The sequence below is a fragment of the Pseudomonadales bacterium genome (genome assembly GCA_013215025.1).
GTDB lineage: Bacteria > Pseudomonadota > Gammaproteobacteria > Pseudomonadales > DT-91 > DT-91.
On sequence record JABSRR010000062.1, the window covers coordinates 1 to 12,301 of the forward strand.

A 12,301-nucleotide genomic window follows, 5' to 3' on the forward strand; every position below is an offset into this window, starting at 1 on the left:
GCTTTGCCGGTAAAGTTATTCTCAACATCACCATTGGCGAATAAATCTTGCGTGGCGCTGGGGCTATCATCAAAGCGGCTTATTACAGCACCAATACTTGAGGCTTCTCCATCAGCAAAGCGTTTGCCCAATACCGGCCCACCAAACACCTCTGAGCTGATGGTGGCATAGCGTAAAATAATATTATCCTTGGCGGTCAAATCGTGACTGATACGCGCGATTAAGCTGCTATTTTCCATCGACGGTGATTCACTGACGCGGTTATCATCGGCATCGAATTGTTCCCGGTCGTCATACTGGCCAATCATGGTGACTCGCGTGGCTTGGTCATCACTGACTGCCGTGCCTAAAAAGCCTACCTTCTGATAACCATTTTCACCCGCCGATAAATCTATCGTAAGCCCCGTGTCTTCTGCTTCATGGGTCACAATATTCACGGTACCACCAATCGCCTCTGGCGCGATTAACGATGCTCCTGCGCCTCTCGCCACTTCTATGCGATCAATGCCGGTGGTGGGAATCGCATCCACCGCGTAATAGCCTGAAATTAAAGTATGCGTTGGTAGGCCATCGACCAAAATAGTGGTTTGATCGCCACGCAGTCCGTTTAACATGATGCGCTTAAAACCACACATAGAGCAGTCATTAGACACTCGCACACCGGGGGAGTTATCAATCGCTTCGCTGAGATTGACCGCATTTTTATGCTCGATCGCATTCACGCCAATCACTTCAGTTTTAATAATCGTATCCGCTAAAGCGCCAGTCTGCTGTAAACGCTGGCGCACGCCCGTCACAACTACTTCCTCCGTTTGCGCGGCTGTCTCTGGCGAATCCTGGCCAAGCACAGGCGAGACAATAAAAGCACTAGACACTAAAGAAAACGGCAATATAGTTTGCCGCAAAGGACGGTACAAATGATGAAATCTTGATGACATGTGTTCCCCTAATACATCGTTTCATGAATCTGAACTAGGGCGAAAACGGCAAGCACACATCGAATGCAAGATGATAGTGAACAGCCTGTCGATAAGACTGTGCAAGATATGTGTTTGATTGACTGCCGGAAAGTCGCCCATCGCAACTTTGACAAGGTTAAAGGCCGGTATCGGACTTAAGATATTCTCTGCGAATACCTATCACCGTTGCGAGGGCAGTGTCAGCTCATCTGACTTCCCGTTTAACTGACAATACCTTTAGAGGTATTGTGCAGCACCAACAACCTAAATCGTGAGGCGGATCATAAAGCAATTTTTACAGATTGCAAATAATTGCATTTGATTCGCATTTACATACAGTATCATCAGCTTGATAAACTGCCCCAATACCGCCGATAAATATTTCTCAATTTGCAGTCATCGGCATTGCGTGTATGATCGCAAACAATATTTCAGCAAAGAAGTTAATGCCCATGCTTACTCTGATTTCACCTGCTAAATCGCTGGATTTTGACAGCCCAGTCAGCACCACAAACTTTAGCGAACCGGATTTTTTAGATGAGTCCGAGACCCTAATCAACGAGCTACGCGCACTCACTCCGCCAGACATTGAAAGCCTGATGAAGATCAGCCCCAAATTGGCTGACCTGAATTACGGTCGCTTTTTAAACTGGCAGCGCCCGTTTAAGCCTGATAATGCGCGTCAAAGCGTATTTGCGTTTACCGGTGATGTTTATCAGGGGCTGGATATACACAGTTTTAATGACCAGCAGCTGGATTTTTGCCAGCAGCATTTGCGTATCTTATCGGGCCTCTATGGTTTGCTGCGACCGCTTGATTTAATGCAGGCCTATCGCTTGGAAATGGGCACCAAGTTTGAAAACAGCCGTGGCAAAAACCTTTATGCGTTTTGGGGTGAGCAAATCACCAACAAGCTCAATCAGGAGCTTGAAGCGCAACAAGCCGACACACTGATTAACCTTGCCTCTAATGAGTATTTTAAATCGGTTAAGCCGAAGCAATTACAGGCACGCGTCATCAACCCAGAGTTTAAAGACCAAAAAAATGGCCAATATAAAATCATCAGTTTCTATGCGAAAAAAGCGCGCGGTTTGATGACGGCTTATATCATGAAGAACGGTATAACCGAGCCAGAGGCATTAAAACAATTTGATGTAGACGGTTATTATTTCTCGGCGGCAGCGTCTAGTGAAGACAAATGGGTGTTTTTACGCGATCATCCGGCTGACTGAGCAAGCGATGCATACACTGCCGTTCTCAGCTGCCTGCGAGCGCAATCAAACGCCCATCCTAGAGCAGATCACGCCATGGTTAAGTGGCAGTAGGCATGTGCTAGAGATAGCCTCAGGCACGGGGCAGCATGCGGTGCATTTTGCCAATGCATTACCCCAACTCAGTTGGCAGACCAGTGATCTTAGCAGTAACATACTCGGCATTCAGCGCCGGCTGGATGCCTATCAACTGCCCAACACCCCCCCTTGCATGCCACTTGATGCCCTGGCTACTGCATGGCCCAAGGCTATACAAGAGCAGAATTTCGATGCGATTTTCACAGCCAATAGTTTACATATTATGAGCCAAGATGCGGTAGCGCAGCTATTCCAACATCTTGGTTTACTTGCGCGGCCGGAACAGCAATTGATCATCTACGGGCCCTTTAATATTGCCGGCGAATATACTGCTGCCTCGAATGCCGCCTTTGATCAACAGCTACAACAGCACGACCCTGCCTCTGGCATTCGCGAACTAGAGTGGATTATTGACTTAGCAAGTAAGCAAGCATTTACTTACATTGAAGCCATTGCTATGCCTGCAAATAATTTATTGTTACATTTTGTTTGCAAAACATAAGGGCTGAACTATTTTTATTTTTGTGACGTAGAAAAGCTTCAATCTGCATAAGGATAAGCGTGCCTACCATGAGCAAAAATGAAATGAATTCTACTACCAACAGCAAACCATCTCTGCATGATCACAAAGCCGCTTTGGCCCGAGCTGAAGCCTTATTGGCCAAGCTTGAGGCGAAAACCGCAAACACAAAGCCCAAGAGCAAACCAAAGCTCAGTCACTGAGCTATGCCTTACAGCAATGCAGTAAAAAAAAGCTGGGTGGGAAGCTGAGAAGCTGGGAAACTAAGCTGCAAAGCTAAGTTACATAAACACTTACCCACTTTATCCCAGTTTGCATCAGCTATTCACGATAGTAGGCTTTATCACTAGCTATTTATGACACACAGAAAAAATCTTGTGAAATTGTCAGAAAAGTGTCAACAATCTGTCTTTTAAGTGCCATATAGCAAGACTACAGTTTAAAAAAACTGTGAGGGCCTTTGCTATGTCAGCCTATTATCAACAGCAATATTTAAACACTCATAAAATCAAAGCCAATGCCGTATGGATTTCTGACATTCACCTTGGCAACAAGGACTGCAAAGCCGAATTTTTATTGGATTTGTTAACTCGCCTTGAATGTAAGACTCTCTACTTAGTTGGCGACATTATTGACATGTGGTCGCTGAGCAAGAACTTTTATTGGCCTGAGCAACATAATAAAATTATTCGTAAGCTGATGAAGATGGCTAAGTCAGATTGCCGCGTCATTTATATACCTGGCAACCATGATATGAACTTTCGCGATTTTGTCGGCGAGAAATTTGGCGAGATTGAAGTTCACCAGCAAGCCATTCATATAACTGCCGACAAGCGCAAACTATTGGTTATCCATGGCGATGAGCTTGATAACGTAATTAGATTTAATCGTGTCATCAAATGCATGGGTGATCTCGCTTATGATTTACTGCTATTCATTAATCGATTCAATAATAAGATGCGAAAAAAGCTTGGCTTCAACTACTGGTCCTTAGCAACGTATATTAAAAATCGCGTCAAAAATGCACAAGCGGCGATTAACTGCTTTGAGCAAGCCGCCATGCAATTGGCTAAAAAACAACATCTAGATGGTGTTATATGCGGCCACATCCATCATCCAAACATACGACAAGAAAATGGAGTATTGTATTGTAACGACGGCGATTGGATCGAAAATTGTACGTTTATGTTAGAAGATGATGCTGGATGGTTAGAAATTATTCACTGGTCTGATATTGCAAAGCGCGAAAAAGCAATAAAACTTAATAGCATTCACCACGCCGCGTAGCACTAAAGCTTTGAGTATTTATCGATCAGCTGCGTTAGGGCATCTAACTTAATGGGCTTTTCTAGAAAATCTTGCATACCTGCCGATATCGAGCGTTGCTCATGCTCCTCAAACACATGCGCGGTTAATGCAACAATGGGCGTAGCCTGATGATGCTTTACTTGCTGCCATTGCTGAATTGCCGCAGCGGCCTCAAAGCCATTCATAATCGGCATTTCGCAATCCATTAAGATCAAATCGTAGGTTTCTTTTTTTACCGCATCAACGGCTAATTTACCGTCAGACACAAGCTTATAATCAACGTCCAAAATCTCCATCATCTTACTGATTACACGTCGACTAACATCATTATCCTCGGCGATCAGTATACGTGGCTTTTGATACATTAAGCTTTGTTGCTGACGTTGCGTATCTAGCAAATTGACCAAAGATGTTTGTATTAAGCGCTGACTGACCGGCTTGGTTAACACCATATCAATACCGGCCTGCTTACATTCGTCCATACTGGGTGCTGGAGAAAATCCTGCCAACATGATGACTGCCGGCAGATGACTAGCGCTCTCTCGTATCCTACGTATAACCTCAATCGCTGGCATATTAGGGATATCGTTATCGATGATGATAGCATCAAACGGCTGCTGTAAATTATCTTTCGCACGGAATAACGCTAACGCCTCAGTGCCATCATAGACTTCTTTAGACTCTAAACCCCAGCTTTGCGCGGCTGCACGCAGAACCCGTGAGTAGGTGTGATTATCATCAACGATCAATAAACTTTTTGCCTGTAAGGAGGCACTATCAAACACGCTATTATTGATCGACATTTGGGAGACAGGCAGATATAAGGAAAAACCGAAACTACTACCCTCACCGATTTGACTGTTAACATACAAGCGACTATCAAGTTGCAATAATAGCTGCTTCACCAGCTCAATCGATGACTCATTGCCCTGAATTGCCTCTAAACGTTGATGCTGATTCAACTTTTCAAGCAAGGATGACTCAATGCCGCGTCCGGTATCTTCGATGGTAAAGAGAATTTTCTCGGGCTCTTGTGGGTCACTCTCAGCACGCAAAATAATATGACCCTGCGAAGTTGCCTGCACCGCATTTTCTAACAACTCAACTAAAATTGTTCGCAGGTAAAAACTGTTGCCAACCAAAATAGCCTGTATATTTGGATCAATATCTAAAATTAATTCTAAGGCGCGCTTTTTTATATCATTACTGAAACCCTCAACACATTGCTCAATCAAGTAATGAATTTCAAACGGCGCTGTCTCAATATATTCACTTTCTTGAAACGATTTAGTGCGATGGTAAATATCGGTAATTTTATTCAATACGCTATGCGCAGATTTTTCAATACCTTCAATATGCCGCTGTAGTTCCTCATCACCTGTCGCAGTATTTTTTATAATTTCAGAGGTGCCAATAATGGCGCTCATTGGGGTGCGTAAGTCTTGGCTTAGCTGGCTAAATACCTGCTGTTGGGCCTTATGCTTCACCTCATTAATTTGCAATAGCTGTTGATTATGTTGCCGGTGGCTGTAGATACTTTTCTGCAGCCAATACAAACAGTAGGCCATTATCACCAAATCCCACAGCAGCCAGGCTAATGGAATGGGACTAAGGATCAAATAATAATTAAACTCCGAGCGCTCATACAATAATGCAAAAAACATAAATGCGGCTGTAAATAAGCGTGATACAAATATTGTTGAGGCAATCAAGCTTTGTGATTTCTTTGCTGCATAGCCACTGGCAACAATAAACAGCGGCATACTGACCACAAATAAAAACCAGGTATAAAGGTCAGGCTGATCAACCGCTAACAATAAAACTACATACAGTACTGAACTGATTATCATTGCATAAATAATCAGCTTATCAAAAATGCCCAAGCAGCCTAACAGCCTTAAATATTCGCGGACTAGCAATAGACCATTGGAATTCGCCAGAAGTGTAAATAAGTATATCGCAAACAGCATATAGCCATGGTATTCACTGAACCATGATTTTTGCAGCACATAGCTGATTGCCAAAATATATGCCATGCAAATTGTATAATTGGCAAAGAAGAAAAACAGCCACGATTTTTTATCAATCGAGATACTGTAAAACACCATCGACAGTAACAGTATCATACCCAAACCCGAACTCAGGTAGGCCGCTTCAATCGCACGCGATTGCAACACCGACTCAGGCCTTAGCAACTGTATATCAGTATTTATATATGGCTCTGTTGGCAGCGACAATAAAAATACGCTGGTACTGTTGCTGGGCAATAACAGCGGATAATATACCCGCGCCTGACCTTCGTTAATGATTCGCTGCAAGGGCGTTAGACTCTGCAGCTGACCCGCTTGATAGATGGCTTGGTACAACTGCAACTCGCCATGCTCTGTTGGCTGCAGCGACAACCATAGGTCTGTGCTTACTGCCAACTGGTTGTTAAGTGCAAACCGCAACCACAGCGGATTTAAACTAGGGTCTAGCCTGGCAAGTTGATCGCTATTTTCGAGATCTAATGGATAGAACTGATGTTTTAACGGCGCCTCGAGTAATGTCTGTACCGAGCTCAGCTGAGCTGCATCTATTGCAGGCGGCTCAGCTAAAACGTCCACTGCGCTGCTCAGCGAATAATTGATATTGGGATCGGCTGATTTGATTTGAATAACTGATGCAGCATGGCTTAGCTGCACAGCCATGCAGCCAAGCACTAAGCCTATGAGCCACAGGCTGAGCTGGATAATGGATCTATTATGCTTGCTCTCGTTCAATTGCACGCCAAGCGATGTCCTTACGGTAAAATGCATCCTGCCATTGTATCTGAGCCACCTGTTGATAGGCTAATTCTGCTGCCTGACTGACAGACTCGCCAAGCGCGGTAGCACAGAGTACGCGCCCACCTGATGTGACAGTTTGATCTGACTGCAGGCTCGTGCCTGCATGAAACACTTTTTGCACCGCTGTTGCACTCGGAATACCGCTAATAGGCAAACCTTTGTCATAGCTACCGGGGTAACCACCCGCAGCCATCACCACGCCAACCGCAGCGCGCGAGTCCCACGCGGTATCCACGCCGGCTAATTCACCGGCCACCGCCGCCTGACATAGCGCCACTAAGTCTGACTGTAGCCGCATCATAATTGGCTGCGTTTCTGGATCACCAAAACGGCAGTTATACTCAATCACCTTCGGTGAACCGTCAGCTGCGATCATCAGCCCCGCGTATAAAAATCCGGTATAGTCATTGCCTTCAGCCGCCATGCCGGCAACCGTTGGCTCAATCACTTCTTGCATAATACGCTGATGCACGGCAGGGGTCACAACCGGTGCTGGCGAGTAGGCACCCATGCCGCCCGTATTTAAACCGATATCACCCTCACCCACACGCTTGTGATCTTGGCTGGTTGCCATCGGCACAATATGCTTGCCGTCAACAATCACAATAAACGAGGCTTCTTCGCCGGTCAGAAATTCTTCAATCACCACGCGACAGCCCGCCTCGCCAAAGGCATTGCCCGATAGCATGTCACGAACCGCCGCCTCTGCCTCAGCCAAAGTTTCTGCCACTATCACACCTTTACCGGCAGCAAGGCCATCCGCTTTAACAACGATCGGCGCGCCTTGCTGACGTAAATAGGCCAGTGCTGGCTCGACTTCAGTAAAGTTTTGGTATGCCGCCGTCGGTATATTATGCCGCGCCAAAAAGTCTTTGGTAAATGCCTTAGAGCCCTCTAACTGCGCCGCACCCTGCGACGGGCCAAAACAAGCAAGCCCCTGCGCCTGAAAAAAGTCGACGATGCCGTCAACCAATGGCTGCTCAGGCCCAACAATCGTCAAGCCAACCTGTTGAGATTTGGCAAAGTCAGCCAATGCGGCAAAATCATCGCCAGCAATTGCAACATTCTCTAAACCTGGCTCTAACGCGGTACCTGCATTACCTGGCGCCACAAACACCGTATTTACCTGCGCCGATTGCGCTGCTTTCCAGGCTAAGGCATGTTCGCGCCCGCCACTACCAATCACTAAAATATTCATACAGCCGTTCTCTACCTCGTTGCTAGGCTTAATGGCGGAAATGGCGCATGCCGGTAAACACCATTGCCATACCAGCTTCATCTGCTGCTGCAATGACCTCTTCATCGCGAATCGAACCGCCTGGCTGAATCACGCAGCTGATGCCGACACTGGCGGCATTATCAATACCGTCACGAAATGGGAAGAAAGCGTCTGAGGCCATGCATGAACCGGCCACGCTTAAACCTGCGTGCTCAGCTTTTATCGCCGCGATGCGCGCTGAGTTTACGCGACTCATCTGACCGGCGCCGACACCGATGGTGCGGCCATCTTTACCATACACAATGGCGTTTGATTTGACCATTTTCGCAACTTTCCAGGTGAATAATAAGTCGCGAATTTCATCCGCTGTGGGCTGGCGCTGAGTGACAACGTTTAGCTGGGCTTCGGTGATCACGCCAAGATCACGATCCTGCACCAGCAGCCCGCCATTGACGCGCTTAAAGTCAAACTCTGCCGCGGCATCTTGCCACTCACCAGAGGCCAATAAGCGAACATTTTTCTTTTCCGCAACTGCAGCTTTTGCTGCTTCACTGATGCTAGGCGCAATAATCACTTCAACAAATTGTTGATCGCAAATCGCCTGAGCCGTTGCAGCATCAAGCTCTCGATTAAACGCAATAATGCCGCCGAAAGCCGACTCAGTGTCGGTAGCGAAGGCTTTTTGATAAGCTGACAAAATATTATCGCACACTGCCACACCACAGGGGTTGGCATGCTTAACAATGACGCAGGCCGGCTCGGCATACTGCTTAACCGTTTCTAACGCTGCGTCTGTGTCAGCAATATTATTGTACGACAGTGCCTTACCCTGTATTTGCTGCGCTGTGGCAATCGAGCCTGCCGCGGGTGCGTGCTCGACATAAAATGCACTGCGCTGATGAGAATTCTCGCCGTAACGCATATCTTGTTGCTTGATAAATTGCAAATTGATAGTACGCGCAAAATCATCGTTACCACCGGGCACCTGATGACCAAAATAGTTAGCAATCGCGCCATCGTATGCAGCGGTATGCTCATAAGCTTTGATCGCCAGATTAAAACGCGTTGCCAAAGAAGTAGCGCCATTATTTGTCTGCATTTCAGCAATGATATCTGCATAATCACTGGCATTTACGACAATATTCACGTGCGCATGATTTTTTGCCGCCGCACGCACCATAGTTGGCCCACCGATATCAATATTTTCTACCGCATCGGCTAAGCTGCAGTCAGGGTTGGCGACTGTTTGCTCAAACGGATAGAGGTTAACCACAACCATATCAATCGCATTGATACCGTGCTCAGCCATCACCGACTCATCTTGTCCGCGCCGGGCAAGAATGCCACCATGCACTTTGGGGTGCAGGGTTTTGACTCGGCCATCCATCATCTCCGGAAAGCCAGTGTAATCTGACACTTCGGTCACCGCGAGACCGTTTTGCTGCAGTAGGCGGAAGGTGCCTCCTGTAGATAATAGCTCAACGCCTTGTGCGAGCAATGCTTGGGCAAATTCGACGATGCCAGATTTATCTGAAACACTGATTAATGCGCGTTTAACCGCAACCAGATCGGTCATGGGGGTACTCCATATGCAAGCGCGTTGAGCAACGCGCTGTTAAATCATTGTATTATTGTTGAATCACAATTCGGCAAGCGTTTATAGCATGCCGTATTGTTTTAGTTTTTTGCGCAAGGTGCCGCGATTAAGACCCAGAATATTTGAAGCCTTGGTTTGATTTTTGCGGGTGTATTGCATCACCGCTTTCAATAAAGGCTCTTCTACTTCAGCCAACACCATTTGGTACACATCAACCGCTTTTTGACCATCTAAATCTTTAAAATAGGTATCCATCGCCGCTGCAACCGACTCTCGAATCGACTGCGCATCGGCCAGTGGTGAGTCTGACTGATTGGCCGCCTGTAGTGCACGCTCTTGCTCTAATCGTTGCTGCGCCTGACGCTCTTTCGCTAAACGCTCTTGTTTCTTTCGTTCAAACGCTTTGCGATCCAGTTCAGCTAGGTCGAAAACTTGATGTTTCATAAATCACCCTAATCTTGTTTTACTCGTAATCATTAATGAATAGATGCTGCAATATCTGTCGCTGGCTCAGTTAATGCCGCGACAAACTGCAGCTGCGCTTGCAGTGAATCAAGCGCGTTAAATTGTTTGCTGATAGCCCGATCCATATTTAGCTGTTGCAGATACCAAACCATATGTTTTCTTGCAAAGCGTAAGCCCAAGTAGTCACCATAGAAGCTATGCAAAGCTTGAAGATGCGTGCTCATAACCCGCTGCTTTTCAGCAAAGCTGGGCTCGGTAATCGTTTGCTGTTGCAAGGCTTGACTGATTTGTTGAAAAATCCATGGCCGCCCTTGCGCTCCCCGACCCAACATCACGCCGTCTACGCCAGTCTCGGCTAAAATAAGTAAGGCTTTTTCGACTGAGCCAATATCGCCATTTGCTATCACCGGAATAGATATTGCCTGCTTAACCTCGGCGATGGTCTGATACTCTGCATGACCGTTAAAACGCATCGCACGGGTGCGGCCATGAATGGCCAGCGCCTGCACACCAGCCTGTTCAGCAATTTTACCAATGGTAACCGCATTTTTACTCTGTTCATCCCAGCCGGTGCGAATTTTCAAGGTTACCGGAATAGCGTGCTCTGCCATGGCCTCAACCACCCGGTTCAAAATGGCAGCCACTAAGGCCTCGTCTTTGAGCAGAGCAGAGCCAGCCGCGCGTTTACAGACTTTTTTCGCCGGACAACCCATATTGATATCCACAATCTCAGCGCCGTGAGCCACTGCCGCGACAGCAGCCTGACATAGCATGTCGGGGTCATAGCCAACAATTTGCATACTATTCGGCAAGGTCTGATGAGCAACCGTTTGTAAACGCTGAGTGGACTTTCGACTTTGCCAAAGCTCGGTATCGGCAATCAGCATTTCTGAAGTGGTGAGACCCGCGCCATATTGCTGACAAAGCTGACGAAAAGGCACATCAGTAACCCCAGCCATTGGCGCCAATAGGGCTTGAGAAGGAAGAGTGTGTGAACCTATATGGATCATTAGCCAAGCGTTTGTTATGGGTATAAAGATTGGTACAACATCTGGTGAGATACTGCGCAGCAATCCGCTTGATCAGATTGTGCAAAAATTCAGCAGCTCACTCAGGGGGTGGCTATCATACCGCCAGAAAAACCAAGATGGTAGTGTTGAACAGACAGAAACTGTATATTTTTTCTACAATGTAAATATGCCGCCGAAATCGCGCATATAAGCTGCCAACTTGGTCAACTTATATGCTATTGCGAATGTATGCGATTGCGAATGCGCTATAGTTTGCTCAGCGCCTAGTAGCTCAAAAGCAGCTCGTATTCGGTGGCGGCAGCACCTGGATCGTCTAACTCAATGGCAACTCGAATCGGCTGCCGCTTCGGCATGGTTTTACTGCTGGCAATTTGGCCACGCAAATACTCATCAGGAGTAAATTGGCGCGCCGCAATCACGCGCTTATTTTGATCGCGAAACATCAGCTCAATATTTGGAAATGGCTGTCGTATGGTTGCATGATTGGTGATAACCGTCTCGATCACCAAGGCATTATTGTAGACAGCATGACTTTTTTGATGCGTGTTGCTGGCAGAAATATCATTAATATCGAACTGCGGCGGCAACTCACATTGCAGCCATTCACACATCTGCAAATAACCCGAGCGCAGCTCTGGGTGACGCGACCAATCATCGCGCTTAAAATATAAGGTTTGTGTGATTAAGCCTGCCAATAAACAGAGCAATAGTAGCGTCCAGGCCATCGACGCTAAGGTTGAGAAATCACGTCGCGTTTCAAGCTCTAGCGGTTCCGGCGTAATACGGCCAAGCAGACCTGACTTATCAAGTTCTGCATCGGCATCAGCATTGTCGAGCAATAGCGCATCAGAGAACTCATCAATATTATTCGGGTCGTCGATCGGCTTAACCAAATCCGGCATAGCCTCTGCTTCATCGAGCAATTCATCCGCCCAAGACTCATCAACTTCGTCAAGCACCTCATCAGCAATAACATCCACTTCATCATCGGCAAAGAAATTACCCTCACCACTTTTCTGAATGGC

Annotated in this window: 11 protein-coding genes and 1 riboswitch; of the genes, 4 read left to right on the top strand and 7 right to left on the bottom strand. The window is 46.7% G+C overall.

Annotated features, from left to right (window positions below):
- Positions 1 to 938: TonB-dependent receptor (locus HRU21_06370; GenBank protein ID NRA41920.1), on the bottom strand; the 938-nt coding region annotated here is incomplete at its 3' end.
- 144 nt (positions 939 to 1,082) lie between these two features.
- A riboswitch (cobalamin riboswitch) is annotated at positions 1,083 to 1,213 on the bottom strand.
- A gap of 198 nt (positions 1,214 to 1,411) precedes the next feature.
- On the opposite strand from HRU21_06370, the gene yaaA reads away from it, so the two are divergent.
- The 4 genes from yaaA to HRU21_06390 all read left to right on the top strand — a co-directional run bounded on the left by yaaA (position 1,412) and on the right by HRU21_06390 (position 4,115).
- The gene (gene yaaA, locus HRU21_06375; GenBank protein NRA41921.1) at positions 1,412 to 2,191 is read left to right on the top strand and encodes a peroxide stress protein YaaA; all 780 of its coding nucleotides are present in this window, start codon (positions 1,412 to 1,414) and stop codon (positions 2,189 to 2,191) included.
- Positions 2,192 to 2,198: 7 nt separating this feature from the next.
- Positions 2,199 to 2,810: a DUF938 domain-containing protein gene (locus tag HRU21_06380; GenBank protein ID NRA41922.1), complete on the top strand. Its 612-nt coding sequence runs from the start codon at positions 2,199 to 2,201 to the stop codon at positions 2,808 to 2,810.
- A gap of 68 nt (positions 2,811 to 2,878) precedes the next feature.
- Positions 2,879 to 3,031 carry a hypothetical protein gene (locus HRU21_06385; protein ID NRA41923.1) on the top strand — a complete coding sequence of 51 codons (153 nt, stop codon included), beginning with the start codon at positions 2,879 to 2,881 and terminating at the stop codon, positions 3,029 to 3,031.
- 262 nt (positions 3,032 to 3,293) lie between these two features.
- Positions 3,294 to 4,115, top strand: a complete 822-nt coding sequence (locus tag HRU21_06390; GenBank protein ID NRA41924.1) for a UDP-2,3-diacylglucosamine diphosphatase — start codon at positions 3,294 to 3,296, stop codon at positions 4,113 to 4,115.
- Positions 4,116 to 4,117: 2 nt separating this feature from the next.
- Here HRU21_06390 and HRU21_06395 read toward each other — a convergent pair whose 3' ends face one another.
- From HRU21_06395 to HRU21_06420, 6 genes are all read right to left on the bottom strand, one after another.
- On the bottom strand, positions 4,118 to 6,904 hold the full coding sequence (locus HRU21_06395) for a response regulator (protein ID NRA41925.1): 2,787 nt from the start codon (positions 6,902 to 6,904) through the stop codon (positions 4,118 to 4,120).
- A complete protein-coding gene (gene purD, locus HRU21_06400) occupies positions 6,879 to 8,162 on the bottom strand; it encodes a phosphoribosylamine--glycine ligase (protein NRA41926.1) in 1,284 nt (427 codons plus the stop codon). The genes HRU21_06395 and purD overlap by 26 nt, the downstream gene beginning before the upstream one ends.
- Before the next feature lie 28 nt (positions 8,163 to 8,190).
- Positions 8,191 to 9,759: a bifunctional phosphoribosylaminoimidazolecarboxamide formyltransferase/IMP cyclohydrolase gene (purH, locus tag HRU21_06405; GenBank protein ID NRA41927.1), complete on the bottom strand. Its 1,569-nt coding sequence runs from the start codon at positions 9,757 to 9,759 to the stop codon at positions 8,191 to 8,193.
- 81 nt (positions 9,760 to 9,840) lie between these two features.
- Positions 9,841 to 10,224 (bottom strand): DNA-binding transcriptional regulator Fis, encoded by a 384-nt coding sequence (gene fis / locus HRU21_06410; GenBank protein NRA41928.1) that lies wholly within the window; start codon positions 10,222 to 10,224, stop codon positions 9,841 to 9,843.
- A gap of 32 nt (positions 10,225 to 10,256) precedes the next feature.
- A complete protein-coding gene (gene dusB, locus HRU21_06415; GenBank protein NRA41929.1) occupies positions 10,257 to 11,255 on the bottom strand; it encodes a tRNA dihydrouridine synthase DusB in 999 nt (332 codons plus the stop codon).
- A gap of 284 nt (positions 11,256 to 11,539) precedes the next feature.
- Positions 11,540 to 12,301 (bottom strand): DUF3426 domain-containing protein (locus HRU21_06420; protein ID NRA41930.1); only part of this gene is annotated, 762 nt, incomplete at its 5' end.

Excerpts from the sequence above, each read along its gene's own strand:
- purH (NRA41927.1), bottom strand. The coding sequence starts at position 9,759 with ATGACCGATCTGGTTGCGGTTAAACGCGCATTAATCAGTGTTTCAGAT.
- purD (NRA41926.1), bottom strand. The coding sequence starts at position 8,162 with ATGAATATTTTAGTGATTGGTAGTGGCGGGCGCGAACATGCCTTAGCC.
- HRU21_06380 (NRA41922.1), top strand. The coding sequence starts at position 2,199 with ATGCATACACTGCCGTTCTCAGCTGCCTGCGAGCGCAATCAAACGCCC.
- yaaA (NRA41921.1), top strand. The coding sequence starts at position 1,412 with ATGCTTACTCTGATTTCACCTGCTAAATCGCTGGATTTTGACAGCCCA.
- HRU21_06385 (NRA41923.1), top strand. The coding sequence starts at position 2,879 with ATGAGCAAAAATGAAATGAATTCTACTACCAACAGCAAACCATCTCTG.
- HRU21_06390 (NRA41924.1), top strand. The coding sequence starts at position 3,294 with ATGTCAGCCTATTATCAACAGCAATATTTAAACACTCATAAAATCAAA.
- dusB (NRA41929.1), bottom strand. The coding sequence starts at position 11,255 with ATGATCCATATAGGTTCACACACTCTTCCTTCTCAAGCCCTATTGGCG.
- fis (NRA41928.1), bottom strand. The coding sequence starts at position 10,224 with ATGAAACATCAAGTTTTCGACCTAGCTGAACTGGATCGCAAAGCGTTT.